General features: G+C 63.2%; 22 protein-coding genes and 1 pseudogene. 12 read left to right on the plus strand and 11 right to left on the minus strand.

The genetic code is table 11. The features are described from left to right. Window positions 1–10: 10 nt before the first annotated feature. Together AC07VG_RS28155 and AC07VG_RS28160 are read right to left on the minus strand one after the other, a co-directional pair. Complete coding sequence (locus tag AC07VG_RS28155; RefSeq protein ID WP_248799413.1) at window positions 11–490, minus strand: NYN domain-containing protein; 480 nt, start codon at window positions 488–490, stop codon at window positions 11–13. Between the two features lie 363 nt (window positions 491–853). Then, window positions 854–1,630: a DUF2076 domain-containing protein gene (locus AC07VG_RS28160; RefSeq protein ID WP_495004187.1), complete on the minus strand. Its 777-nt coding sequence runs from the start codon at window positions 1,628–1,630 to the stop codon at window positions 854–856. A 183-nt stretch (window positions 1,631–1,813) separates the two neighbouring features. Between AC07VG_RS28160 and AC07VG_RS28165 the strand changes: the two genes are divergently transcribed. The 4 genes from AC07VG_RS28165 to AC07VG_RS28180 all read left to right on the plus strand — a co-directional run bounded on the left by AC07VG_RS28165 (window position 1,814) and on the right by AC07VG_RS28180 (window position 4,511). Continuing rightward, a complete protein-coding gene (locus AC07VG_RS28165; protein ID WP_495004186.1) occupies window positions 1,814–2,476 on the plus strand; it encodes a YciC family protein in 663 nt (220 codons plus the stop codon). Window positions 2,477–2,486: 10 nt separating this feature from the next. Further along, window positions 2,487–3,569: an endonuclease/exonuclease/phosphatase family protein gene (locus AC07VG_RS28170; protein WP_495004185.1), complete on the plus strand. Its 1,083-nt coding sequence runs from the start codon at window positions 2,487–2,489 to the stop codon at window positions 3,567–3,569. Between the two features lie 192 nt (window positions 3,570–3,761). Further along, window positions 3,762–3,911 (plus strand): hypothetical protein, encoded by a 150-nt coding sequence (locus AC07VG_RS28175; protein WP_495004184.1) that lies wholly within the window; start codon window positions 3,762–3,764, stop codon window positions 3,909–3,911. Window positions 3,912–4,058: 147 nt separating this feature from the next. Further along, the gene (locus AC07VG_RS28180) at window positions 4,059–4,511 is read left to right on the plus strand and encodes a hypothetical protein (RefSeq protein WP_495004183.1); all 453 of its coding nucleotides are present in this window, start codon (window positions 4,059–4,061) and stop codon (window positions 4,509–4,511) included. Window positions 4,512–4,563: 52 nt separating this feature from the next. Here AC07VG_RS28180 and hrpB read toward each other — a convergent pair whose 3' ends face one another. The 3 genes and pseudogenes from hrpB to AC07VG_RS28195 form a co-directional block, all read right to left on the minus strand. Beyond that, a complete protein-coding gene (gene hrpB / locus AC07VG_RS28185; RefSeq protein WP_495022270.1) occupies window positions 4,564–7,098 on the minus strand; it encodes an ATP-dependent helicase HrpB in 2,535 nt (844 codons plus the stop codon). Window positions 7,099–7,168: 70 nt separating this feature from the next. Further along, window positions 7,169–8,032: a methyl-accepting chemotaxis protein gene (locus AC07VG_RS28190; RefSeq protein ID WP_495022281.1), complete on the minus strand. Its 864-nt coding sequence runs from the start codon at window positions 8,030–8,032 to the stop codon at window positions 7,169–7,171. Next, a pseudogene (locus AC07VG_RS28195) lies at window positions 8,033–9,160 on the minus strand (HAMP domain-containing protein); the annotation flags it as partial. 395 nt (window positions 9,161–9,555) lie between these two features. Between AC07VG_RS28195 and pmcY the strand changes: the two are divergent. Beyond that, the gene (gene pmcY / locus AC07VG_RS28200) at window positions 9,556–9,975 is read left to right on the plus strand and encodes a periplasmic Zn2+ metallochaperone PmcY (RefSeq protein WP_495004181.1); all 420 of its coding nucleotides are present in this window, start codon (window positions 9,556–9,558) and stop codon (window positions 9,973–9,975) included. A 33-nt stretch (window positions 9,976–10,008) separates the two neighbouring features. After that, the gene (locus tag AC07VG_RS28205) at window positions 10,009–10,899 is read left to right on the plus strand and encodes a cation diffusion facilitator family transporter (RefSeq protein WP_495004180.1); all 891 of its coding nucleotides are present in this window, start codon (window positions 10,009–10,011) and stop codon (window positions 10,897–10,899) included. Window positions 10,900–10,903: 4 nt separating this feature from the next. On the opposite strand, the gene AC07VG_RS28210 is transcribed toward AC07VG_RS28205, so the two are convergent. Then, window positions 10,904–12,097 (minus strand): DUF6515 family protein, encoded by a 1,194-nt coding sequence (locus tag AC07VG_RS28210; RefSeq protein WP_495004179.1) that lies wholly within the window; start codon window positions 12,095–12,097, stop codon window positions 10,904–10,906. A 456-nt stretch (window positions 12,098–12,553) separates the two neighbouring features. On the opposite strand from AC07VG_RS28210, the gene AC07VG_RS28215 reads away from it, so the two are divergent. Both AC07VG_RS28215 and AC07VG_RS28220 read left to right on the plus strand, forming a co-directional pair. Then, window positions 12,554–13,033, plus strand: a complete 480-nt coding sequence (locus AC07VG_RS28215; RefSeq protein WP_486084012.1) for an Lrp/AsnC family transcriptional regulator — start codon at window positions 12,554–12,556, stop codon at window positions 13,031–13,033. A gap of 260 nt (window positions 13,034–13,293) precedes the next feature. Further along, entirely contained in the window at window positions 13,294–13,503 is a 210-nt protein-coding gene (locus tag AC07VG_RS28220) for a DUF2788 domain-containing protein (RefSeq protein WP_495004178.1), read from the plus strand. 12 nt (window positions 13,504–13,515) lie between these two features. On the opposite strand, the gene AC07VG_RS28225 is transcribed toward AC07VG_RS28220, so the two are convergent. From AC07VG_RS28225 to AC07VG_RS28240, 4 genes are all read right to left on the minus strand, one after another. Beyond that, window positions 13,516–14,082 carry a pseudouridine synthase gene (locus AC07VG_RS28225; protein ID WP_495022282.1) on the minus strand — a complete coding sequence of 189 codons (567 nt, stop codon included), beginning with the start codon at window positions 14,080–14,082 and terminating at the stop codon, window positions 13,516–13,518. Window positions 14,083–14,387: 305 nt separating this feature from the next. Continuing rightward, window positions 14,388–15,860: an AMP nucleosidase gene (gene amn / locus AC07VG_RS28230; RefSeq protein ID WP_495004177.1), complete on the minus strand. Its 1,473-nt coding sequence runs from the start codon at window positions 15,858–15,860 to the stop codon at window positions 14,388–14,390. 264 nt (window positions 15,861–16,124) lie between these two features. After that, window positions 16,125–17,774: an acyl-CoA dehydrogenase family protein gene (locus AC07VG_RS28235; protein WP_495004176.1), complete on the minus strand. Its 1,650-nt coding sequence runs from the start codon at window positions 17,772–17,774 to the stop codon at window positions 16,125–16,127. Between the two features lie 90 nt (window positions 17,775–17,864). Next, complete coding sequence (locus tag AC07VG_RS28240) at window positions 17,865–20,249, minus strand: hybrid sensor histidine kinase/response regulator (RefSeq protein ID WP_495004175.1); 2,385 nt, start codon at window positions 20,247–20,249, stop codon at window positions 17,865–17,867. 286 nt (window positions 20,250–20,535) lie between these two features. On the opposite strand from AC07VG_RS28240, the gene AC07VG_RS28245 reads away from it, so the two are divergent. The 4 genes from AC07VG_RS28245 (at window position 20,536) to AC07VG_RS28260 (ending at window position 24,067) form a co-directional block, all read left to right on the plus strand. Further along, complete coding sequence (locus AC07VG_RS28245; protein ID WP_495004174.1) at window positions 20,536–21,333, plus strand: hydroxymethylpyrimidine/phosphomethylpyrimidine kinase; 798 nt, start codon at window positions 20,536–20,538, stop codon at window positions 21,331–21,333. A 35-nt stretch (window positions 21,334–21,368) separates the two neighbouring features. Next, window positions 21,369–21,992: a thiamine phosphate synthase gene (thiE, locus tag AC07VG_RS28250; RefSeq protein ID WP_495022271.1), complete on the plus strand. Its 624-nt coding sequence runs from the start codon at window positions 21,369–21,371 to the stop codon at window positions 21,990–21,992. 17 nt (window positions 21,993–22,009) lie between these two features. Continuing rightward, window positions 22,010–23,293 carry a glutamate-1-semialdehyde 2,1-aminomutase gene (hemL, locus tag AC07VG_RS28255; protein ID WP_495022272.1) on the plus strand — a complete coding sequence of 428 codons (1,284 nt, stop codon included), beginning with the start codon at window positions 22,010–22,012 and terminating at the stop codon, window positions 23,291–23,293. A 225-nt stretch (window positions 23,294–23,518) separates the two neighbouring features. Continuing rightward, window positions 23,519–24,067 (plus strand): tetratricopeptide repeat protein, encoded by a 549-nt coding sequence (locus AC07VG_RS28260; RefSeq protein WP_495004171.1) that lies wholly within the window; start codon window positions 23,519–23,521, stop codon window positions 24,065–24,067. A gap of 157 nt (window positions 24,068–24,224) precedes the next feature. On the opposite strand, the gene AC07VG_RS28265 is transcribed toward AC07VG_RS28260, so the two are convergent. After that, the gene (locus AC07VG_RS28265) at window positions 24,225–24,551 is read right to left on the minus strand and encodes a DUF1820 family protein (protein WP_103495828.1); all 327 of its coding nucleotides are present in this window, start codon (window positions 24,549–24,551) and stop codon (window positions 24,225–24,227) included. Window positions 24,552–24,643: the final 92 nt, after the last annotated feature.

A 24,643-nucleotide genomic window follows, 5' to 3' on the forward strand; every position in this document is an offset into this window, starting at 1 on the left:
AAAATCAGTTTCAGTTTCTCAACAACAACGCGCCTTCGATGGGCACGTAGCGGCTGGCGGCACGAATCAACGAGTTGGCCGTCAATCCCGGCACGCCATAGGCCACGGCTTCAACGCCGTGCTTGCCGATGATGCGCGTGAGCAGCAGGTCGAAATCGCCGTCGCCGGAAGCCAGCACCACTTCGTCGACATGGGGCGCCGCGTCCATGATATCGATGGTGATGCCCACGTCCCAATCGCCCTTGGCCGAGCCGTCGCTGCGCTGGATATACGGTTTGAGCTTCACCGTAAAACCCAGGTTGCGCAGAATCTGCTGGAACTGCTGCTGCTTGCTGTCACCGCGATCGATGGCGTAGGCATAGGCCTCGACGATCTCCCCGCGCTGGCTGATATCGGCCCACAGGGCGGCATAGTTGAAGTGGCAACCATAGGCCTGGCGAACGGTGTAGTAGAGGTTCTGCACATCGGCGAACACAGCGATTTTCTTCACCGCAAATCCTCATGGCGCAAAAGCGCACTGGCGGGTGATGACGAGCGCTCGGGAGCGATTAGGTGCGCAGTATGCCAGCCTGGGGGAAGGTTCAGCGAATATTCGACGGGGCTGGGGGGCTGGAGGAACAGAATTTCAGGAGTCTGGTCACCTGCAAAATTTTTTGCGGCCCCAGGGGCCTCTTCGTGGTGGTCCGGCGCTCCGGTGAATCCGGCCCCCACAATTTCCGCGTCGAATCGAAAGTCTGCATACGACCGAAAACCTGTGGGAGCGGTGCTTGCCCGCGAAAGCGCCCTCAAGGCCGCCAAAAGCTTCGCGGGCAAGCTCCGCTCCCACAAGTGCGGAGTCGCTCCCCATTATCGGTCAGACGAAGGAGTCGTCGTCGCCAGAAAAGGACGAGCTGTCGTCATTGAAATCAGCGTCGGCGAAACCACCCTGGTTATTGCTGCCCCAGGAATCGTTGTTGGCCATGCGCTGCTCATCACCCCAACCGCCACCGTTGTTGCTCATCGGGCTCGGCTCGATGATTTCCTCGATGATCTGCGGTTGCTGCTGGTTGTGATGGAACAAGCTGCTGATACCTTCCGCCAGCATCACGCCACCGGCCACACCGGCTGCGGTTTTCAGCGCGCCACCGAGGAAACCGCTGCCGATAGGCGCCGCCGGAGCCGCCTGCTGTGGCGCGGGTTGGGCGTAGGCCGGTTGCTGATAGTTGGGTTGAGCGTTGTAGTTCTGCTGCGGTGGTGGCGCATTGAACCCAGGACGCCCCGGCTCACGCCAGCCGCCACCGGAGTTGCTCGGGGCCGGTGCGGGGGCCGGATCGCGGCCGCCACCGAAAATGCTCGACAGGAAACCACCGCTGCTCGGCGCCGGCGCGGCGCCCTGGGCACGGGCCTGCTGCAACTCGTCCTGTAGCTGCTGCACCTGCGCCTGCAATTGCTTGTTCTGTTCGTCAAGGCTCTTGAGCGCATGCTCTTGCACCAGGATCGACTGGGTCATGTAGTACGGTGCGGCCGGTTGGCGAGTCAGGTGTTCCTTGATCCGCGCTTCGGCCAGGGCGTCACGCGGGGCTGAATCCGTTCCGGCTTGCTGCAACCGTGAAAACAGTCCATCGATCAGGGTTTGCTCTTCGCTGTTCATGGCGACCTCATTAGATTGCCGGGTAGAAATCGATCGCCCCGACCCAAGCGGGTCCAGGCGTCCCTCAGTTATGGGGTTGTTACCGGAAGTTTCAATAGTCCTTACCTAACGTTTACATTTGAGTGTCGGCCCGCGCCATCGGTTAAAGTGATGCCCTGCCTCAGCCTGCGCGATAGACAATCGATGAACCCGTTCAATGTAATCCGTGACTCCCTGTACTTTTTCCAGCGCAACCTGCGCCAGATCGCCCTGCTCTGCCTGCCGCTGGTGATCTTCGAAACCCTGCTCCAGCAACTGCTGGACAACGCCGTGGGCCCGGATGCCTCGCCGGCCTACGGGCTGGTGTCCGGGTTGCTGGTCTATCCACTCTATACCGCGGCGCTGATCCTGTTTCTCGATGCCCGCAGCCGTGGCGAAACCCCGGCCAACCGTGACCTGCTGGCCATGTCCCTACGCCTGTGGCCGCGTTTTGCGCTGCTGTCGGCGGTCAATACCATCGCCATCGTGCTGGGCCTGTCGCTGTATTTCATTCCCGGCATCTGGCTGACCGTGGTGCTGGCCTTCTCCGAATACCTGCTGGTGCTGCGCGGGCGCGAGCCGCTGCGGGCGATGAAGGAGAGCTTCGCCTTGAGCCGCGGCCACTTCTGGCTAATCTTCACCTGCATTCTGTGTGTCATGGGGCCACTCTGGCTGCTCAAGGGGCTGAGCCTGAGTGTCTACCCGGCGCCACAGAACCCGGTCTTGATGCTGATCATCGACAGCGCCCACAGTTTCCTGCAACTGTTCAGCAGCGTCGTCTTGTTCCGAATCTACATGCTGATCGGTGAAAATTCCGCTAAAGACTGAACCGAGGCCCATGACCCGTCTATTACGTTACCTGGTGGCCGGCCTGCTGATTGTCACGGGCCTGACCGCCCTGCTGGTCTACAGCCTGACCTGGCGTCCGGAAGAGCGCGAAACCCTGCCGGTGCGCTGCACCGCCGAGGCCCCGGTGCTGGTCCCGGGCCAGGCCCTCAAGGTGATGACCTGGAACCTCCAGTACCTGGCGGGCAAACGCTACGTGTTCTGGTACGACCTGCCCGACGGTAGCGGCCCGGACGAACGTCCGACCCCGGAAGACATGGCCTTTACCCTGGATGAGGTGAGCCGGGTGATCCGCGACGAGCAGCCGGACATCGTGCTGTTGCAGGAAGTCGACGAAAACGCCAAGGCCAGCGCCTACCAGGATCAGTTGAAATTGCTCCAGGAACGGCTCGCGGACCTGTATCCCTGCAGCTCCCAGGCGTTCGACTGGAAAGCCGACTTTGTCCCGGACCGGCATATTTTCGGCAGCGTCGGGCGCAAACTGGCGACCTTGAGTCGCTATCAGGTCGAACACGCCGAACGCCAGCAACTGCCGCTGGCCTCGGGCAATCTGCTCAAGCGGCAGTTCAAGCCGCGCCCGGCCCTGCTGGTGAACTACCTGCCGTTGAGCGACGGCGGGCAACTGGCAGTGGTCAATACGCAACTGGGGGCCTACGCCCAGAACGACACCCAGCTACAGCAAGTGCGGATGACCCTGCAATTGCTCGACAAGTTCGAGAGCCAGGGCACGCCCTGGCTGATCGGCGGTGATTTCAACCTGCTGCCGCTGGGCCAGTATCTGCGCCTGCCGCCACGCTTGCGCGGCGGTTACTCGGCGGACAGCGAGCTGCATCTGCTGTGGGACAAGTACCCGATGATCCCGAGCAACAACGAAGCCAGCGGCATAGACCGTGAGCAGTGGCTGTCGTACTACCCGAACGATCCCGACGTCAGTGGGCCGGATCGGACCCTGGATTACTGGTTCTACAGTTCCAAGCTCAAGCGGGTCGAGGCACAGGTACGCCAGGACGACACCTTGACGATTTCCGATCACTTGCCGGTGCTGGCGCGGTTTCTGTTGCCGGCGGCTTTGTAGGAGCCGGCTTGCTGGCTCCCCCAGAAAGCCCATCGCTCGGCCAAGCCAGACACAGCTTGTATTCTTGATGCGGCACCAGTTGCCCCCTGCTTCCTTGACTTTTCCAGGGTCGCTGTCAAAGATGATCAGAGGGAGATTATCGTCCGGGCAGCTCTGAAAGCCCGAGCGACCACGGAGAAACTGGAGGTTGTCATGCCCAACGTCTCGATCGCACTCGTCAAGGAAAGTAACAAGCGGCTCTCGTCGACTGCCAGGAAGGATGTCGTTGCTCGCTCCTCGAAGCTATCCAAAGAAACCATCAATGACATGATGAAGCGGGCGTACGAACGCCTGTCTCGTTGACGGCGGGATTTTCATTCTTTGTCCGCGCGCCCATCAGTCGAGACGACACCTCAGGCGTCATCTCCCGCTGACCTTCCTCACACTCCAGCTCACTCCTCCACAGCAACCTCACCTGCCAGTTCGATACCGTTCAACGTCTTCAACAAGATGGTTGAGGCTGATGAGGATTTCCTGGGCCTGCTGGCCTACGCACTGTACAAGCGCCATAAAATTGAATGGCTTCGAAGTCAGGACAGCGATAATCACGATGCATTCAAACAGATCGCCTGCACCCCACAGCAAGTCAGGATGTATCGAGATAGAGCCGAGCAGTTGGCAAAAAACTTCATCGACGAGTCGCTTGATCAACTCGGTGCGGAGATGAAAGAGACCATCGCCAATGGCGTTATCGTTGCCAAAATCGAGAGCCTTAAGCCCGGCTTCTGGCGTTCCCTTGGAAACCATACTCTGAGTGGCATTGCCTCTGTCGCCGTGGCGCTGGCACTGTTCGGGCTGTTCACGCTCTATTCGAGCTACCAGGAAAATGGTGGCCTGGAAGGACGCATCAAGCAGATGACCGCTCCCTTACAGCCCTCCCCTGCCAACCAGCCGCAAGGTTGAGAGCACTCCTGGCCACATCCTGAAAACCTGACCCGCTCAACCCGTCGCGCCCTCAGGTCCCCCTGGGTTTTGCCCGAGCAGTGGCCTCTGCTACCAAGGGATCGTCCGGCCAGTAATGCTTTGGATAACGTCCCTTGAGGTCCTTCTTCACTTCGGCGTAGGTGCTGCGCCAGAAGTTCGCCAGGTCCTGGGTCACCTGCACCGGCCGACGGGCCGGCGACAGCAGGTGCAGTTTCACCACCTGACGACCACCGGCAATCCGCGGGGTCTCGGCCAGGCCAAACAACTCCTGCAGGCGCACCGCCAGAATTGGCGGCTGCTCACTGTAGTCCAGGCGGATCGACGAGCCCGAGGGCACGCTCAGATGGTGTGGCGCCAGCTCATCCAGGCGCTGCGGCAACGGCCAGGGCAACAGGCTGTGAAGGATCCCGGCCAGTTCCAGGTTGGCGAAATGACTGAGCCGCGAGACCCGCCCCAGATACGGTTTGAGCCACTGCTCCAGGGTCGCCAGCAAGGTCTTGTCGCTGACATCCGGCCAGTCACTCTTGCCCGCCCCGGCCAGGTCCAGCTGGCGTAACAAGGCCACCCGCGCCTGCCATTGGCGCAGTTCCGGGGTCCAGGGCAACAGCTCCAGGCCCTTGCGCCGGACCAGGTTGACCAGCGCCTGGCTACGCGCCGCCTCGTCCAGCCCGGTCAAGGGTTCGCGACCGAGGATCAGCTCGCCGACCTTGCGCTGGCGCTCGGCCCGCAGCACGCCTTCGCGCTCGTCCCAGTCCAACTGGTCGACCGTGCTCACCTGCTCGGCCAGCACAGTGTCGAACAGGCCCGGATCGAACTCCGCCGCCAGGTAGATACGCTCTTCTCGCTGGCCCTGGCGGCTGCCCAGGTCGGCCACCACCAGCCAGGGCTGTTTCATCAGGCTGTCGGTTTCACTGAACAAGGCCGCCCGGCCATTGGCCAACCGGTACTCCGCGCCACCTTCGCGGCGCTGTTGCGCGACCCGATCCGGGTACGCCAGGGCCAGCAACGCCCCGAGCCAGCGCGGGTGATCCGGGTCGGCGACCGGCTCGCTCGCCGTGCCGCGCAAGTAGCCGCGATACTGTCGAGCCAATTGTCTTGCCCGCTGCACACCGCCCTGGGCGCCACGTGCCACGCGCTCTTCACCCGCCAACAAAGCCAACCGCGTGTGCAGGTCGGCCCCGCCGCCGCGCTGGATATCCCGCTCGCCCAGGAGTGCCGCCACATCGCAAGCCATGCTCGCCAGCCCCAGCGCCTGACCGCGCAAGAGCAAATGAGCGATACGCGGATGCGCCGGCAACTCGGCCATGGCCTGGCCATGGTTCGTCAATACGGACTCGGCGCCGACCTTGTCGGCCAGCGCACCAAGTCGCTGCAACAGGTCCTGCGCCTGGGCATAAGCAGCCGCCGGCGGTGCGTCCATCCAGACCAACTCGCCGGGCGCCACGCCCCAGCGCGCCAGTTGCAAGGCCAGCCCGGCCAGGTCCGCCTGGAGAATTTCCGCGCTGCCGTAGGCCGCCAACTGCTCATGCTGAGCCTCGGACCACAACCGATAACATACCCCCGGTTCCAGACGCCCGGCGCGACCCGCACGCTGGGTGGCGCTGGCCCGGGAGATACGCTGGGTGTCAAGGCGGGTCATGCCGCTGCCCGGATCGAAACGCGGCACCCGCGCCAGCCCGGCGTCGATCACCACCCGTACGCCATTGATGGTCAGACTGGTTTCCGCGATGTTGGTGGCCAGCACCACCTTACGCTTGCCGGCCGGCGCCGGCTCGATGGCCGCGCGCTGGGCCGCGAGGTCCAACTCGCCATGCAGCGGGCACAGCAGCACATCGGCCCGCCCACCGAGGCTCTCCTCCAGTTGCTGATGCACCCGGCGGATCTCCGCCTGCCCCGGCAAAAACACCAGCAGGCTGCCGTGCTCGGCGTCCAGCGCCTCATGCACCGTCTGCACCACCCGAGGTTCGATAAACTCGCCGGGCTGAAAGGCCCGGCTCCAGCGCAGGGTCACCGGGAACATGCGCCCTTCGCTACGGACCACCGGCGCGTCGTCCAGCAGGCCGGCCAAGCGTTCGCCTTCAAGCGTGGCGGACATCAGCAGGATCTTCAGCGGCTGTTCGTCACGAAACATCTGCCGCCCGTTGAGGCTCAGGGCCAGGGCCAGGTCAGCATCCAGACTGCGTTCGTGGAATTCGTCGAAAATCACCAGGCCGACACCTTCAAGGGCCGGGTCGTCATTCAGGCGACGGGAGAGAATGCCTTCGGTGACCACTTCGATGCGCGTCTTCGGGCCGACCCGGCTTTCCAGGCGAATGCGATAGCCGACGGTTTCGCCGACCTTTTCCCCCAGTTCGCTGGCCAACCGCTCGGCCGCCGCCCGGGCCGCCAGGCGCCGGGGTTCAAGCATCAGGATGGTTTGCCCGGCCAACCACGGCTCGTTCAGCAGCGCCAGCGGTACCCGAGTGGTTTTACCGGCCCCCGGCGGCGCCTCCAGCACCGCCTCGTGGCGCTCGCCCAACGCCTGGCGCAGGGCCGGCAATACTTCATCAATCGGCAACGAATTCATGGTGGCTCCCAGGCTGACCGCGAATTATACGGCGAACCCGACAGGCCTCCAAAGCTAAAGGACTCGCGACTCAGACCTTGAAGTGCGCAATCAGCCGATGCAGCTCCCGGGTCATGCCCGCCACTTCATCGCTGACCTGCACGGTCATGCGCGCCTCGCTGGCATTGCTTTCACTCAAGGCGCGGATTTCCAGGGTGTTGCGCTCCACGCCTTCCACCACTTGCGCCTGCTGTTCGGCGGCCGAGGCAATTTGCAGGTTGTGATCGATGATGTCCCCCATCGCCTGGGTAATCGCCTGGAAACTCTGCGCCGTAAGGGTCACTTCTCCGACCCGGGTCGAGGCACTGGCGTGGCTGCTCTTGATCGTCCGCACCGCGTTGCCGACCTGCTGTTGCAGGCTTTCGATGGTGTGCTGGATATCCCCGGTCAGCGCCTGGGAGCGTATCGCCAGATGGCGGACTTCATCGGCGACCACCGCAAAGCCGCGGCCCTGCTCGCCAGCTCGGGCAGCTTCGATGGCGGCGTTGAGCGCCAGCAAGTTGGTTTGCTCGGAGACGCTGCGGATCTGCCCGACGGCTTGGGCGATCGCCCGGCTCTGCTCGTCCACGGCCTGGATAGCCAACAACGATTGGTCCATTTCAGCGAACAACTGGTGGATCCCGGCCGCGGCGGAACCGGCATGGCGGCTGCCCTCGCGACAGGTATCGCCGACCCGGCTGGCGCGCTGCGCGGTTGTCTGGGAGGCACGACTGACCTCCTGCACGCTGCTCACCAACTCGCTCATCGAGGTGCCGATCAGCGCCAGCTCCGCGCCTTGCCGGTCGGCGCTGCGCTGGCTGGCACCCGCGCTTTGGCTCAGGTCCTCGGCCTTGCCCTGGGTGGTGGACGAGAACCCGCTGACCTGTACGATCAATTCGGCGACGCTGACGCGCATCCGATTGAAATCCTCGGCGAGATCGCCCACCTCGTCCCGTGCCTGAACCCGCAGCACCTGGACCAGGTCACCGGCGGCCAAGCGGCGCATGGCCTCGCGGATACCGCCAAGCGCTTCGCGTACCGACAGGAAGAAGCCGCAAAACAAATAAAGGATCACCAGCACGATAGCGCTGAGCAGCACCGCGCAACTGGCCAGACGCTCCTGGCGGCTCGAGACCCTCTCACGCAACAGCGCCGCACTGTCCTCGACCACCGTCGTGAAGGCCGCATCGAGCTTTTCGACGCTGGGTTGGTAGTGGTCGAAGCGCTCTTGCCAGTGCTCGATGGAGGCTTCGTCGTAGGCGCCGCTCTGGGAATAGGGCTCGACAATGCTGCTCGTGTACAGCGCCCGCGCCTCCCGCGCCGCTTCGGCCATCAACCGGCGCGCGCTCGGATTGTCGGCCGCGCCACCCGCCTCGACATAAGGTTCCAACAGCCCGGGCTGGCTCACCACCGTGGCCCGTGAAGCAGACTCCAGAAAACCATACGCGCTGATATAAGCCGCGTAACCCCGGGTTTGCGCCAGCGTGGCGTAAAGCGGCAGGATCTCGCTGATCAGCAGGTCGGTCGCCCGGTACAGCCGTGGGTCGCCGTCCATGCTCAAGCGCGAATCGGCGCCGATTTCCTTCAAGGTCGCCAACTGCGCCAGGGCGGCGCGGGTTTCGTCTGCGTAAAGGCCGCTGAGCACCTGGTTGGCTTGCGGCACGCCCAGGTTGGCCGAGGGATCACCGACCATGAAACGTCTTACGGCAAAAGGGGTATGGCCCAGCCAGTCGTCAAAGGTTTGCCCGGCCTGTTCCAGGTGGCGTCGCCCGGACTCTATGGCGGCAACACTGTCGGGCTTGTTGCGGGCATGGCTCAGCACATGCAAAGCGGCCAGGTCGAGGGCCGCCTTATAGGCCGGCAAAGCCGCTTCGAAAGCCCGCAACCCCTGTAACTCGCGCTGCGCGCCCTGCAGCTCGGCCGCCAGCATCGCGAGCTTGTCGAAGGCCAGCCAACCGAACGGCGCCATGAACAGCAGAAAGATCAGGCAGAATTTTTGCAGGTAGCGCGCCCGATTCATCAGCGCCAATACAGGTTTGAACATAAGCGGTTCCTCGACTGCGTGGCTGGGAACGAACGTCGCTCAGTCTTCCTCGGACGACTCGCCGGCATCCAGCGCCAGGGCGCCTTGCGGAGATCAGGTGGGACGTGTCCATCCTAGTGGCCAGAGGCCCCGAAGCAGTTGGAGGCTTTGCACGAATGATTGAAGATTTGCGACATTCAGCGGCGGCGCGGCAAAGCCTGGCTGAACGCCTTGCTCAGCGCCTGACCCGGCGCCGGGTACAAAGCCGGCAAGACTTCATCAATCGGCAACGACTTCAGGGTGGCTCCCAGACAGAGAGCCGGGTATAACGGCGAACTGCCCGGTCTTAATCGTGGTCTTAACAACTGATCCAGACGCGGCCATCAGTGGCTTCACGTTTCCTTCAGGAGATACCCATGCGTATTGCTTCCCGTGTTATCGGCACCGTTCTGGCTGCCACCCTGCTGACCCAACTGAGCGCTTGTGGCTCGATTTTCTACCCGGACCGCCGTGGCCAGATCGAGGGGCGGATCGACCCACTGATTGCCGGCCTCGATGCCGTCGGCATCCTGTTCTTTGTCATCCCAGGCCTGATCGCGTTTGGCGTCGACTTCGCCACCGGCGCCATCTACCTGCCCCAGGGCAAGACCGCGCAAATCGCCCCGGAAAAACTCCAGGAGGCCATCACCGCCGATGGCCAGGTCGACAACCTCAAGTTGCAGGCGATTCTCAAGACCGAACTGCACCAGACCCTGCCGCTGAACGACCCGCGCCTGATCCAGCAAAAAGGCAATCTGCAACAGCTGGCGATGTACAACCTGCGCCCTGCGGCCTGAGTCCATGGCCACTGAAAGAGGATCGCCACGCTCATGACCAGCAGCACAGAACACGCCCGCCTGTTACGTCTGGCTACCCGGGCGTCGATGGCGGTGGCCTGCACCCTGATCGTGACCAAGGCCATCGCCTGGTGGCTGAGCGGTTCGGTGAGCATGCTCGCCGGGCTGACCGATTCGCTGCTCGACGGCGTCACCTCGTTTCTCAATCTGCTGGCGGTGCACTACGCGCTGCGTCCGGCCGATAACGATCACCGTTACGGGCACGGCAAGGCCGAATCCCTGTCGGGCATGGCCCAGGCACTGTTCATTTCGGTGAGTGCGGTACTGATCGCGATCCAGGCGTTCGAGCGGCTGAAAAACCCGGAGCCGATCGGTGCGCCGTGGATCGGTATCGGGGTGATCCTACTGTCGCTGATCCTGACCGGCGGGTTGCTGCTGTTGCAGCACAAGGTGGTCCGCGCGACAGGTTCCACCGCCGTGCGCGCCGACTCCCTGCACTACCGCTCGGACCTGCTGCTCAACGGCAGCATCCTGCTCGCGCTGGTGCTCGCCAGCTTCGGCTGGCCGCAGGTGGACGCCTGGTTCGGCCTGGGGATCTCGGTCTACATCCTGTGGAGCGCGATCCAGATCGGCCGCGAAAGCTTCGCGGTGCTGATGGATGAGGAATTGTCGCCGGACATCAGCCAGCACATGCTGGAGCTGGCCTGCGGTGTACCCGGGGTGCTGGGTGCCCACGACCTGCGCACACGGATCTCCGGTAACCGCTGGTTTGTGCAGTTACACCTGGAGCTGCCGGGAGAGTTGACCTTGTCGGTGGCTCACGGCCTGAGTGACCAGGCCGCCGATGCCATCCATGCCGCCTACCCGCAGGCCGAGGTGCTGGTGCACGCCGACCCACGGGAAGTGGTCACGCCGCGTCAATAACCGCTTAGTAGTTGACCTGGTAACCGCGGCTGCTCAGGCAATTGCCCTGAGCCTGGCGGTAGGCCTGGACCACCGCCGGTGCCGGCGCATAGGTCACGTTGGCCGGGTCAAAGCCGCTTTGCTGCACCGCCCAGCGATAGCAATCCTCGCCGTCCTGCTGGACCTGCTGCGGACTCTGGCCGTTGACCGGATACGCCACCACATCGTAGCCGTTGCCTTCCGGCTCCGGTGCCACCTGCGGCGCGGCCGCCGGTGGATCGACCACCACGTAGTCCTGGGTATCTTCCTGGTAGAGGTAATAGGCGCCTGCCGCGAGGAAAAACAGCGAACCGCCGATCCAGACTTCCCGCGCATAGTCGGGCAGGTAGCTGGTGCGAATGCCACGGGGCGGGTCGACGACGACGTAGCGTTCGCCCTGCGGACGATACCAGTAGCCACCGGAGAAGAAATAGTCCCGGCCACGGTACGGCACCCGCCAGTTGCGATCGGGGAAACGGTCGATCACATAACCAGGGCGATATTGCGGGCCAGAGCCCCAACCGTTGCCGTGGCCATCGGGACGCCCCGGCCAGCGACGATCGTCGTGGTGCTCGAAGTTGCCACCGGGACGATTGTTATTGTTGCCGCCTTGCCAGCTCGGGTTGTTGCCGTTGCGCCGGGGAATATCGGAATAGTTGCCACGCAACGGTTCCTGGGTCTGGCGCACGCTATCGGGGTGCGGCTGGATCGGCAGGTTGTTCTGCGGTGCCGGGCGCGGCGCCTGATTGGGCTCGTTCTGCGGCGGGCGGCCTTGCCATTGGCCGCCCGCGTTCTGGTCGTGCCGCTCGAAACGCTGATTGTTTTCCGGGCGAACCTGGGGGGCGGGCGCAGGAGCAGCCGGACGGGGTTGCGGCGCCTGGGGACGGACTTCAGGGGCTGGTGGCCGCGGAGCGGGCGCCGGAGGACGGACTTCGGGGGCTGGTGGCCGCGGAGCGGGCGCCGGGGGGCGAACTTCAGGGGCTGGTGGCCGTGGGGCCGGGGCTGGGGGACGCGGTTGATTGTTTTGCGGGCGTCCCTCATTGCCTCCCGGACGACCTTCAGGGCGATGTTCACCCTCATGTTTCTGATTTTCATCACCCTGGTTTTCTGCCAGCGCTTGCGCACCAACACTCATACAGAGCAAGCCAACACCTGCCAGACGCCAGATGCGCGATTTCATTCCATTCCTCACTGCGGTTCAGGGCTTAACCATAAGACTGGGAAAGCGGACTCCGGTTCTGTGACACTGTACCAGTCGCGTAACTTATTTTTCGCCCATTAAAAAAGGGAGACCCGTCGGCCTCCCCTTGAGAACTTCGTCCGTGCTCGGCGCTTTTGACGCCGGCTCACTTCACACCGTCTTCTGGACAGCGTGTAGCCCGGTGGCCGGCGCAACCCTGTGGGATTGTCGGCCGCGGCTGGCCTGATTCGGCGGGCCGCAGTGGACTGGAGTGTCTGTCTCGAATGTGAACGAGCTTGCGAGACAGGACACTGGTCCGGGCAGTGATTCTGGTGATAAGCATAGGCTCGGGGCGGCGGCACAGGATTGCGAATATTGCTTAAATAAACATGTCTTGCGCAATTTTTAACTTAAGATAGATAATTTACCGCAATAGTTATTAGAAAGGCCTAACTGATGAGCAAACTCGACCGATACGACCTGAGCATTCTGGCGGAATTGCAGCGCGATGCCCGCATCTCCAACCAGGAACTGGCCGAGCGCATCGGCTTGTCGCCGTCGCCCTGTTCGCGGCGGGTCAAGCAATTGGAGGACGACGGTTATATCGCCCGTCAGGTGGCCTTGCTCGACCGCAAGATGCTCGGCCTGAGCCTGACCGCCTATGTGCTGATCGGCATGGACCGGCATACCCCGGAGCGCTTCGAAAACTTCGAAGCGGCCATCCGCACCCTGCCGCAGGTGCTGGAGTGCAGCCTGGTGACGGGGATGGACGCCGACTATCAGTTGAAAGTGGTGGTGCCGGACATGGACCACTACCAGAAACTGCTGCTGGGGCACCTGACACGTATCGAAGGGGTGACCAGCGTGCGCTCCAGCTTTGTGCTGAACCAGGTGCTCAACAGCACGGAGTTGCCGCTGACCCATTTGCGCAACTGATCGCTGCGCTCGCGCTCACCTGTAGGAGCCGAGCTTGCTCGCGATCGGGCGCGTAGCGGCCGCAATCCGGCTGACTCGGTGTGCCAGATGCAGCGCATGCACAAGCTTTACGACTGCTGCGCAGCCGATCGCGAGCAAGCTCGGCTCCTACAGGTCCCCGGTCGATAGATAGAGCGCTTTATTGCCCGAGATCAGATGCGCTTGTGCGAGTGGCGTATAATTGATCGATTTTCCACCCCGCTCGCGCTGGAGAGGTTTCGATGGATCCCGCCGTTTTCGAAGAGTGGATGATGACCGGTCTGGTCAGCATCCTGATTATTTTCATGGGCTTTATCGTCTGGGACCTGGCGAAAAAATCCAAGGCCGGTCGCTTCGGCACCTTTATCCTGTTCTTCGTCCTGGGACTGGGCATCGTCGCGTTCGTGATCAAAAGCGTGGTGATCGGGCTGATCGAGTCCGGGTCGCTGTAACGCAGTGCCCCGCTACAAGCGCGCCGGCACTTCTCGCCACTGACCTTGATCCAGGCCGTCCAGGGTCCAGTCGCCGATGCGCACGCGCACCAGGCGCAAGGTCGGCAAGCCTACTGCGGCGGTCATGCGCCGGACCTGGCGGTTACGCCCCTCACGAATGATCAATTCCAGCCAGCAGGTGGGAATACTCTGGCGAAACCGCACCGGCGGGTTGCGCGGCCACAGCCCGGGGTCGTCGATCTGTCGCGCCTGGGCGGGCAAGGTCATGCCGTCGTTCAATTCCACGCCTTTTTGCAACTGTTCGATCTGCTCGGCGCTCGGCACACCCTCGACCTGCACCCAATAGGTTTTCGCCAGTTTGTGCTTGGGATCGGCGATGCGCGCCTGGAGTTGGCCATCGTTGGTCAGCAACAGCAGGCCTTCGCTGTCGCGGTCCAGCCGGCCGGCGGGGTAGACGCCGGCCACGTCGATAAAATCCTTGAGGGTCGCGCGCCCTTCGCCATCGCTGAACTGTGTCAGCACATCGAAGGGTTTGTTGAACAGGATCAGCTTGGGTTCGGCCGGCGCGGCCTTGGCCACCCGACGCGGCGCGACAGGTGTTTTCGCGGCCGCACGGCGCACGACGGGACGGGGTTGACGAGACATGGCAAGAGGACATCTGAGAATCAGGAGCCGCCATGCTAGGGCGTGCCGGCCATTATTTCCAGAAGTGCGTCCACAGACTCATTGGCTGCTACATTCTCAAGGCCGCCAAAAGCTCCGCGGGCAAGCTCCGCTCCCACAGTGGGGTTTGTGTCGACCACAGGCCTTGTGTCCGACACAAAACCTGTGGGAGCGGAGCTTGCCCGCGAAGAGGCCCTCAAGACCGCTGAAAATCAGCGTGCTTAACGAAACGGCGGCTCGTCAAAGCTGCGCAGCTTGCGCGAATGCAGCGAATGCAGCTCGGTGCGCAGCAGGTCCACCGCCGCGATGCCGATCTTCAAGTGCTGGCTGACCGCCCGCTCATAGAAGGCGTTCGCCGAACCCGGCAGCTTGATTTCGCTGTGCAACGGCTTGTCCGAGACACAAAGCAAGGTGCCGTAAGGTACCCGCAGGCGATACCCCTGGGCGGCGATGGTGCCGCTTTCCATGTCCACGGCCACGGCGCGGGACAGGTTGATCAACGGCCGTTCCTGGGCCCAGCGCAGTTCCCAGTTGCGGTCGTCGTAGGTCAACACGGTGCCGGTGCGCAGGCGCTTCTTCAAATCGTCGCCACGTTCGCCGGTGACGTTGGCCGCCGCCTGCTGCAAGGCCATCTGCACTTCGGCCAGGGCCGGGATCGGGATATTCGGCGGCACCACCCGGTCGAGAATCCCGTCGCGGCGCATATAAGCGTGGGCCAGCACATAGTCGCCGATGGTCTGGGATTGGCGCAGGCCGCCGCAGTGGCCGATCATCAGCCAGCAATGCGGGCGCAGCACCGCCAGGTGGTCGGTGATGTTCTTCGCGTTGGACGGGCCGACGCCGATATTCACCAGGGTCACGCCATGGCCATCGGCGGCCTGCAAGTGGTAAGCCGGCATCTGGTAGCGGTGCCAGACCACAGCCGCAGCCACGGCCTGGGCCTCGTCGTATGCCATGCTCTGGTCGATGATCACGTTGCCCGGCAACACCATGCGCACGAAACGCGGGTCGTCACGCAGCTGTTGCAGGCCATGAAGGATGAACTGGTCGACATAGCGGTGGTAGTTGGTCAGCAGGATCCACGGCTGCACATGGCGCCAGTCACTGCCGGTGTAATGCACCAGGCGGCGCAGGGAAAAATCCACCCGGGCGGCGTCGAACAGGGCCAGGGGCAAGGGCGAGGTGTTTTCCCAGTCGTGCAGGCCATCGGCGATGTCATCGGTGGCGGCCGACAAATCGGTGCTGGGGAACACCCGCGCCAGGGCCGAGGCGGTGACGCCGGAGCCGGCCAGTTCATCGCCCTGCTCGACCACGTAGGGGTAAGGAATGTTCTGTTCGCTGACACCCACTTCCACCGTCACGGTGAAGTCGCGCATCAGCGGCACCAGTTGTTCCAGCAGGTATTTGCGAAACGCCGCCGGGTGCGTGACGGTAACACTGTAGGTGCCCGGCAACTGGACCTTGGCGTAGGCCCGGGTGGTGGCGGGGACTTCACCCTGATAGGTGTAGGTCAGGCGCAGTTCAGGGTAGCGGAACAGGGCTCGCTGCTCGGCGTCAGGTTCGACGCGATCCTTGAGGTAACGCTTGAGCGCCTGGCTCAGGGCGCTGGTGGCACGCTCGTGGAGTTCGGCCAGACGGTCCACGGCTTGTTCGGGGGATTGCACGACAATAAAAGCTTCGGTCACGGAGAGCATCCTGTCTTCTGATGTTGCAGACCCTCATCTTGCCTGCAACAGCGTCGGACGGGAACAGTGGCTTATCAGACCGCCGCATATGCCTGCACGCGGAGCCTCAGGCAGACACCGTACTTTCGGGGCCTGGGCTTGACGGTATTTTGCGCTGAAACACCGTACCTGTAGGAGCCAGCTTGCTGGCGATTGCGATGTCACACTCACCAGCGCTATCGCCAGCAAGCTGGCACCTACAGATCAACGTCAACCCAAACGGTATCTGTCGTGTCAGAATCCCTGCGGCGTCGAGCGGGCAACAATGGCCTCGACATTCACCCCACGGGGCAAGGTGCCGTAGACCCGCCCCCCGGCTGCCAGCCGACTGGCGATAAAGCCATCGCTGACCTCGGCATTGCCCGCCTCCAGCAACAACTTGGCCTGCAACGCCAGGGCGATGTCTTCGGTCAATTGCCGGGCGCGGTACTGGATATCGTGGGTGTCGGTAAACGCCAGCTTCAAGTGCTCGATATGCCGGGCCAGGCGCTTGTCGCCATGGCCATCGCCCAATTCGCTGAACAGCACTTCGAGGACGCCTGGCTCCTTGGACAGCGAACGCAGCACATCCAGGCACTGTACGTTCCCCGACCCTTCCCACGTCGAGTTGACCGGTGCCTCGCGGTACAACCGCGGCAGGATGCTGTCCTCCACATACCCCGCGCCGCCCATGCACTCGGCGGCCTCGTTGATCATCGCCGGAGCGCGCTTGCAGATCCAGTATTTGCCCACGGCCGTCACCAGCCGGGCGAACTTCGCCTCATGTTCATCCCCCAGGCGATCCAGCGCCCGGCCCATGCGCAGGCTCAAGGCCAATGCCGCCTCGCTCTCCAGCGCCAGGTCGGCGAGCACGTTCTGCATCAACGGCTGTTCGCTGAGCACGCGGCCACCGACCAATCGATGGGCACAATGATGGCTGGCCTGGGTCAGCGCCTGACGCATCAAGGCACTGGAACCGACCATGCAGTCGAAACGGGTCATCGCTACCATTTCGATAATGGTCGGCACGCCGCGCCCTTCCTCGCCGATCATCCAGGCCAGGGCGCCACGGAATTCGACTTCGCTCGATGCGTTGGAGCAGTTGCCCAGCTTGTTTTTCAAACGCTGGATATAGAACTGGTTGCGGCTGTCATCCGGGCGGTGGCGCGGCAGCAGGAAACAGGTCAGGCCCTTGTCGGTCTGGGCCAGGGTCAGGAAAGCGTCGCACATCGGCGCCGAGCAGAACCATTTGTGTCCCACCAGTTCGTAAGGCTGCCCCGGGCCGCCAGCGCCGACGGGATAGGCCCGGGTGGTGTTGGCGCGCACGTCGGTACCGCCCTGCTTCTCGGTCATGGCCATACCGATGGTCGCCCCGGTTTTATGGGCGATGCCGATATTGCGCGGATCGTATTGGCTACTGAGGATGCTCGGCAGCCATTGTTCGGCGATATCCGACTGCAGGCGCAAGGCCGGCACGCAGGCGAAGGTCATGGTCAGCGGGCAACCGGTGCCAGCTTCGGCCTGGCTGTGCAGGTAGGTCATGGCGGCGCGGGCGACATGGGCGCCCTCCTGCGGGTCGGTCCAGGGCAACGACGGCAGGCCATGCTCGACGGCCGTGCGCATCAGTTGGTGATAGGCCGGGTGGAACTCCACCAGGTCCTGGCGATGACCATAGCGGTCATGGCTGACAAACACCGGTTTGTTCTGATTGGCGAGAAACCCCGCCTCCATCAGCGGCCCGCCGGCCAGCGCGCCATAGGCCTCGATCCGCGACTCGGCCCAAGCGGCACCGAAACGCCGCGCCCACTCTTGCAGCGGCCGGTCGATATGATAGAGGTTGGTCCCGTCCAGCGACGGTGGCTGGTTGGTGACCTCATGGGTTTCGGCGTATTGATGGAGGTTCATATCGGGCTCCTTTGAGAAGTGGCTTCGCAGAGAAAGGCCAGGGAACCCAGTGAATCACGCGTGCCACCGCGAAAAAAGTGACATAAGCGCCTAAGTACCGGCGCTTTCCCCCTCTACCGAAGTCAGCAGGCAACGGGCCAGCAGACTCTTCAACTCCTCGAAACGGACCGGCTTGTACAAGGTGTCCGTAACGCCAGCCGCCAGGCAACGCTCGCGCTCCGTGGCGTCGGTCGAGCTGACCAGAGCCAGGATCGGCAGCTCGGTGCCGCCAGGCAGTGCCCGCAACTGCCGGCAGAGCAGCAGCTGGTCCGCCGGTTGCGCCGGATAATCGAGCAGCAGCGCATCCACGGCCTGCCCGTGCAGCACATCGAGCGCGGCCCGGGCGTCGGCCGCGGTGAACACCCGATAGCCCAGCTTGAGCAACATGCCGCGCACCACCAGTTGGCTGACGTTGTTGTCATCCACCAGCAACAGGCTGCAGTCATAGGAGTAACGCGCGGCCGACGACAGCGAGGGGCGTACCGCCCGCGGAATCAACGCCTCGACCTCCACCTCAAGCTGGAAGCGGCTGCCCATGCCCGGCTCCGACTGATGGGTGAGGTGGCCGCCGAGCAAGTCGATCAACTGCCGACAGATCGCCAGGCCAATCCCCAGGCCGCCGTACTCACGGGTCATCGAACCATCGAGCTGGAAGAAACGCTGATAGAGCGTGGCTTCATCCAGGTCGCTGAAACCGATACCGCTGTCGATCACCGCGAACGACAGCGCCCATTGCTGCTCCGCGACCTGCCGGCCATGTACCCGCAGCACCAACCCGCCTTCACGGGTGAACTTGATGGCGTTGTCCACCAGGCATTCCAGGCACTGCATGATCTTCTGCGCGTCGCCATGGAGGCTGTCCGGCACATCGTCGTCCACTTCAATGGCGAAATGCAGGCCCTTGCCCTGGACGCGACCGGCGAACTGCTCCTGCAGGCCATCGAGCAAACGGCGCAGGCCGAACGATTGGGCACTGAGCTTGAGCCGGCCGGCCTGCAACTCGGTCAGGGTGAGAATGCCATTGACCATGCGCATCATGTCCCGGGCGGAAGCGGCCGCCGTCTGCTGGTATTGCGCCAGTTCCGAGTCCAGTTCCAGGGTTTGCATCAGCTCCAGGGAGCCGATCACACCATTCATCGGGGTGCGCAACTCATGGGTGACGGTGGCGAGGAATTCGTCCTTGAGACGGTTGCTGTTGGCCAATTCGCGGTTCAGCCCTTCCAGCTTCTGCCCGGACTCGAGCAAGGTCTGCGCCTGCTGCTCGCGCATGGTATTGATCCGGTCGGCCAGGGCCAGGGACAACAACCCGACCTCCAGGGCCGAGCCGATCTGGCTGGCGTACATGGTCAGGAACACGTTCGGCAGGTAGCCCAGCACCATCAGGGTATTGACCAGGCCGCCGAGCAGGAAGGCCGACCAGGCAATGATGAAGTAGCGCGCCACCCGCAATCCGCAATACCAGGCACTGATCCCGGCGACGAAAATGGTCACGGTGAACGCCAGGGCCAGGAGGGTCGCCAGGCGCAGAGCCAGGGCATAGCCGGTCAGCAACGACAGCGCCGTGACCACCGCGCTGTAGGTCATCAATAGCAGCAACAGCCGGTCCAGCCAGCGACTGTGGGCGGCCGTGTGCAGGAAGCTGCGGGTGAACTGGCAACCGAAGAAACCCGCCAGACCGATAAAGAATGGCGTCGAGGCGTTGGCCCACCAGGGGCTGTTCGGCCAGAAATACTGCGCCGCGGCACCATTGACCGATAGCTGATAGAAGCCGAACGAGGCGATATAGAAGATGTAATAGAGGTAGCTGGTGTCGCGCACGCTGAGGTAGATGAACAGGTTGTAGACCAGCATCCCCAACAGCACACCATAGATCAGCCCGAGGACATACAGGCGCACCGGTTCGTCTTCGAGGTAGGCCTGCATCGACCAGAGGGTCAGTGGCGCCTGCATCGAGCCTTCGGTTTGCAGCCGCAGGTAGACGGTCTTGCTTTCCCCGGGGGCAAAGTCCAGCTCGAACAGATAGTTGTTCTGCTTGATCGGCCGGCTGACGAACGGCAATTCATTACCGCTGCGTTGGGCCAGGCGGTAGCCGCCATTGGCGTTCGGCACATAGAGTTCGATGTGTTTCATCGGCGGATAGGCCAGCTCCAGCAACCAGATGCGCCGGGCGCCGGGATCCTTGGGGACGTAGCTCAGGTCGACCTTGAGCCAGTACGCCGACAGCGTGTAGCCGGCATTGAGCGAGGCCTTGTTGTGCGAATGAAACTGTGCGGCCATGGCGGGCGAGGCAATCTGCGCGATATCGGCCTGGCCGCTCGCGTCTTCGAACACCTGCATGACCCGGCCCAGAGGCAGACTCTGAGTGGACTCATCAAACTCGACTGCACTCGCCAACAGCGGCAGCCAGCTCAACAAAATCAGCAGCAAATAGCGCATACAGCCCCAGCATGGCCAATCAAGTCGCGTCAGGAGCCCCCCTTCCCTTTGAGACGACGTGAAACTTCATGGCCTGTTATTCGTTTGGATCCACTCTAGCATAGCCACTGATGGCTAAAACACACCATTGAAACATTTTATCCAAAGGCTCTAGAACGGGCGTCCCAGCAGACAATTTGGCTGTCTGACGAAGGGTTATCGGCCGCGCTGAAAAAACCTTCAGGGTGTAAATTCAACGCCGGGCGGACGATCCCGAAAAAAGCGTTTGGTGGTAAGCTCGCGCACCATGAATACCTATAGCTCGCGTCCCGTTGTCCTCTGTCTCTCCGGCCACGATCCCAGTGGCGGTGCCGGTCTCCAGGCAGATATCGAAGCCCTGCTCGCCCAGGGTTGCCATGCCGCTCCCGCGGTCACCGCGCTGACCGTGCAAGACACGGTCAACGTCAGCGACTTCCGCGTGCTCGACCGTGAGTGGGTGTTGGCCCAGGCCAATGCCGTGCTCAACGATTCGACCGTGGCGGCCGTCAAGCTGGGCATGCTCGGCTCCCTGGAAATGGTCGACACCGTGGTCGAACTGCTCCTGGCGCACCCGCACCTGCCGCTGGTCTGCGACCCGGTGCTGCGCGCCGGCGGCGGCGGACGCCTGGGCAAGGATGAAGTCGGCTATGCCATGCGCGAACGCCTGCTGCCACTGGCGACCATTGCCACCCCCAACCTCCCTGAAGCGCGCATCCTCGCGGAATTGCCCGACGGCAGCGCCGACGAATGCGCGGAAAAACTCCTGCCGTTCTGCCAACACCTGTTGATCACCGGCGGACATGGCGACGAAGACGAAATCCACAACCGCCTGTACAGCCGCGACGGCAGCCGCCAGACCTTCAAATGCCAGCGCCTGCCCGGCAGCTATCATGGCTCCGGCTGTACCCTGGCGAGCACCCTCGCCGGGCGCCTGGCCCTGGGCGAAGGCCTGGTCAGCGCCGTGCAGACCGCGCTGAACTACACCTGGCGGACCCTGCGCGATGCCGAGCAACTGGGCAAAGGCCAGTTCGTGCCCCGACGCCTGCCGCTGGATTTCTGCTCGTAACTTTCAGCGCTTCCCAACACCCCGAGGCTGACCCGATGAAACTACGCGGCCTGTATGCCATCACCGATAGCCAGTTGCTGGCCGGCAAGTTCCTGTCTTATGTCGAGGCAGCTCTGGATGGCGGCGTGACCTTGCTGCAGTACCGCGACAAAAGCACCGACGAGGCCCGTCGCCTGCGAGAGGCCGAGGCCCTGCGGCTGCTCTGCGAACGCTACAAGACCCGCCTGATCATCAACGACGACGCCGAACTGGCGGCGCGGCTGGGGGTCGGCGTGCATCTGGGGCAGACCGACGGCCCGCTGACGCCGGCCCGTGCGCTGCTCGGCAGCCGGGCCATTATCGGCTCTACCTGCCATGCCCAGCTTGAACTCGCCGAGCAGGCGGCCCGGGAAGGCGCCAGCTATGTCGCCTTCGGGCGTTTCTTCAATTCCACCACCAAGCCGGGCGCACCTGCCGCTGACGTGGCCCTGCTGGAGCGCGCCCGCCCGCGGCTGCAACTACCGATCGCGGTGATCGGCGGCATCACTCTGGACAACGCCGCCCCGCTGGTGGCCCACGGTGCCGACCTGCTGGCCGTGATCCATGGCCTGTTCGGTGCCGACAGCACCCGGGAAGTGACCCACCGCGCCCAAGCCTTCAACGCCCTCTTCACTTCATGACTCCTGAGAGCCTGCCCATGTCTCGTTCCGAAACCCTGTTTGCCAGTGCCCAGAAGCACATCCCCGGTGGCGTCAACTCACCAGTTCGCGCGTTCAAGAGCGTCGGCGGCACGCCGCTGTTCTTCAAGCACGCCGAGGGCGCCTATGTCACCGATGAAGACGACAAGCGTTATGTCGACTACGTCGGCTCCTGGGGCCCGATGATCCTCGGTCACAGCCACCCGGACGTGCTCGACGCCGTGCGCAAGCAACTGGAACACGGCTTGTCCTACGGTGCGCCGACCGCCATGGAAACCGAGATGGCCGACCTGGTCTGCTCGATCGTGCCGTCAATGGACATGGTCCGCATGGTCAGCTCAGGCACCGAAGCGACCATGAGCGCCATCCGCCTGGCCCGTGGCTTCACCGGCCGTGACGACATCATCAAGTTCGAAGGTTGCTACCACGGCCACTCCGACAGCCTCCTGGTCAAGGCCGGCTCCGGCGCCCTGACCCAGGGTGTACCGAGCTCGGCCGGGGTCCCCGCGGACTTCGCCAAACACACCCTGACCCTGCCGTTCAACGACCTCGACGCGGTCGAGAAGAGGCTTGGCGAAGTCGGCCAGCAAGTGGCCTGCATCATCGTCGAGCCAGTGGCCGGCAATATGAACTGCGTGCCGCCGGCACCCGGTTTCCTCGCAGGCCTGCGGACCCTGTGCGACCAGCACGGTGTGGTGCTGATCTTCGACGAAGTGATGACCGGTTTCCGTGTCGCCCTCGGCGGCGCCCAGGCCCACTACGGCGTCACACCGGACCTGAGCACCTTCGGCAAGATCATCGGCGGCGGCATGCCGGTGGGCTGCTTCGGCGGCAAGCGCGAAATCATGTCCTGCATCGCCCCGCTGGGCCCGGTCTACCAGGCCGGGACCTTGTCCGGTAACCCGCTGGCCATGGCCGCCGGCCTGACCACCCTGCGCCTGATCAGCCGCCCGGGCTTCCATGCCGAGCTGAGCGACTACACCAGCCGCCTGCTCCAGGGCCTGCAAGAACGCGCCGACGCGGCCGGCATCCCGTTCGTGACCACCCAGGCCGGCGGCATGTTCGGCCTGTACTTCAGCGGCGCCGACGACATCGTCACCTTCGACGACGTGATGGCCAGCGACGCCGAGCGCTTCAAGCGCTTCTTCCACCTGATGCTCGACGGCGGCGTGTACCTGGCACCGAGTGCCTTCGAAGCCGGCTTCACCTCCATCGCCCATGGCGAGACCGAGCTGAAACTGACTCTGGATGCCGCTGAAAAGGCTTTTGCCGCACTGAAGTAACCGATGTCCCCGACGTCGGTTTCAGCCGACGTCGGTTTTCCCGCCTAAACTTCCCCTGTTTCCTACCGTCCTCTGTGCAGATACTTGCAAAACAAGCGCATATAGCGCCCGCGCAGCAGAAAAACGAGTAAAGACTTTGTAAGGTGGCCCCCGCTTATTTCATAATGCGCGCCATAGTCATCCCCTGGCCGGGTCCGCCCGCCCTTCAGAGGTACGTCGATTCCCATGAACCGCACCGGCCGCGCCCTTGCCTTGGGCTGCCTGTTGCTCCTTCAGCCGCTGCTGGCACAGGCAGGCGGTAACTCGTTGTTGATCCCGGCGATGGGCCGTTGCACCCTCAACTCCCAGCCACAGGACCTCGCCGAGGCCCTGGCCGCCTGTGAAGAAGCGGCAAAGGGCGGCGATGCGCAAGCGCAATACGAGTTGGGCGAGTTCTATCACGACAGCAAAAACCCGCAACATGACCTCAATAAGGCCCTGAGTCATTTCGAACAGGCGTCCCTGCAGGGTCACGCCCAGGCGCAGTACCAGCTCGGTATCATGTTCTACAAGGGTGAGGGTGTGCCGGCCAATAACGTCCAGGCCTATATCGTGCTGAAGATGGCGGCGGTCAACGGCGCCGAGGATGCGCTGGACACGGCGGATGAGGTCGCGGCGCAGATGCCCCGTGACCAGTTGGAGATAGCGACCCAGGTGCTGGGGCAGATCTTCCGCAAATACCTGCTGGAGTTGCAGACGGCTGACGGGCGGACGCCGTTTTCACCTCTTCCCTGAATCTGTAGCGTCTGGGCCGGCCTCTTCGCGGGCAAGCACCGCTCCCACGGCGGTTTCGATATGACCGACAATCAAGTCTGGACTCGGACGCGTACTGTGGGAGCGGTGCTTGCCCGCGAAGAGGCCCTCAAAGGCGCCACAAAACTCCCAGGCTCTTTTATTTATCGGGCATCGGCATCGGGAATGGCATCACATTGCTCATGCCACGTGCTTCGCTGATCTTCGGCGTGCCCAGGCGCTCGACCTCGTCGATGCGCACGATCGAATGCATCGGCACGAAACTGCGCACCACGCCTTCGAACTGGGCCTTGAGCTTTTCCTCGCCAGGATCGACCACCAGCTGAGTGCGCTCGCCAAAGACAAATTCTTCGACTTCCAGGAAGCCCCACAGATCACTCTGATAGATCTGCTTGGCGTACATTTCGAACACCTGGCCCTGGTTGAGGAAAATCACCTTGTAGATGGGGGCTTCACGTTTGGTCATGGTGGGCGGGCAACACATCGGGGGATAAAAAGAGGGCGCGAACTATAGCATAGCCGCCGAACGCACAGCGCTAGGAAGCAAGCGCGATGACC

It is taken from the genome of Pseudomonas sp. GW821-FHT03C07 (assembly GCF_059420925.1).

Excerpts from the sequence above, each read along its gene's own strand:
- AC07VG_RS28160 (WP_495004187.1), bottom strand. The coding sequence starts at position 1,630 with ATGAACAGCGAAGAGCAAACCCTGATCGATGGACTGTTTTCACGGTTG.
- AC07VG_RS28165 (WP_495004186.1), top strand. The coding sequence starts at position 1,814 with ATGAACCCGTTCAATGTAATCCGTGACTCCCTGTACTTTTTCCAGCGC.
- AC07VG_RS28170 (WP_495004185.1), top strand. The coding sequence starts at position 2,487 with ATGACCCGTCTATTACGTTACCTGGTGGCCGGCCTGCTGATTGTCACG.
- AC07VG_RS28175 (WP_495004184.1), top strand. The coding sequence starts at position 3,762 with ATGCCCAACGTCTCGATCGCACTCGTCAAGGAAAGTAACAAGCGGCTC.
- AC07VG_RS28180 (WP_495004183.1), top strand. The coding sequence starts at position 4,059 with ATGGTTGAGGCTGATGAGGATTTCCTGGGCCTGCTGGCCTACGCACTG.
- hrpB (WP_495022270.1), bottom strand. The coding sequence starts at position 7,098 with ATGAATTCGTTGCCGATTGATGAAGTATTGCCGGCCCTGCGCCAGGCG.
- AC07VG_RS28190 (WP_495022281.1), bottom strand. The coding sequence starts at position 8,032 with ATGCGCGTCAGCGTCGCCGAATTGATCGTACAGGTCAGCGGGTTCTCG.
- pmcY (WP_495004181.1), top strand. The coding sequence starts at position 9,556 with ATGCGTATTGCTTCCCGTGTTATCGGCACCGTTCTGGCTGCCACCCTG.
- AC07VG_RS28205 (WP_495004180.1), top strand. The coding sequence starts at position 10,009 with ATGACCAGCAGCACAGAACACGCCCGCCTGTTACGTCTGGCTACCCGG.
- AC07VG_RS28210 (WP_495004179.1), bottom strand. The coding sequence starts at position 12,097 with ATGAAATCGCGCATCTGGCGTCTGGCAGGTGTTGGCTTGCTCTGTATG.
- AC07VG_RS28215 (WP_486084012.1), top strand. The coding sequence starts at position 12,554 with ATGAGCAAACTCGACCGATACGACCTGAGCATTCTGGCGGAATTGCAG.
- AC07VG_RS28220 (WP_495004178.1), top strand. The coding sequence starts at position 13,294 with ATGGATCCCGCCGTTTTCGAAGAGTGGATGATGACCGGTCTGGTCAGC.
- amn (WP_495004177.1), bottom strand. The coding sequence starts at position 15,860 with ATGCTCTCCGTGACCGAAGCTTTTATTGTCGTGCAATCCCCCGAACAA.
- AC07VG_RS28235 (WP_495004176.1), bottom strand. The coding sequence starts at position 17,774 with ATGAACCTCCATCAATACGCCGAAACCCATGAGGTCACCAACCAGCCA.
- AC07VG_RS28240 (WP_495004175.1), bottom strand. The coding sequence starts at position 20,249 with ATGCGCTATTTGCTGCTGATTTTGTTGAGCTGGCTGCCGCTGTTGGCG.
- AC07VG_RS28245 (WP_495004174.1), top strand. The coding sequence starts at position 20,536 with ATGAATACCTATAGCTCGCGTCCCGTTGTCCTCTGTCTCTCCGGCCAC.
- thiE (WP_495022271.1), top strand. The coding sequence starts at position 21,369 with ATGAAACTACGCGGCCTGTATGCCATCACCGATAGCCAGTTGCTGGCC.
- hemL (WP_495022272.1), top strand. The coding sequence starts at position 22,010 with ATGTCTCGTTCCGAAACCCTGTTTGCCAGTGCCCAGAAGCACATCCCC.
- AC07VG_RS28260 (WP_495004171.1), top strand. The coding sequence starts at position 23,519 with ATGAACCGCACCGGCCGCGCCCTTGCCTTGGGCTGCCTGTTGCTCCTT.
- AC07VG_RS28265 (WP_103495828.1), bottom strand. The coding sequence starts at position 24,551 with ATGACCAAACGTGAAGCCCCCATCTACAAGGTGATTTTCCTCAACCAG.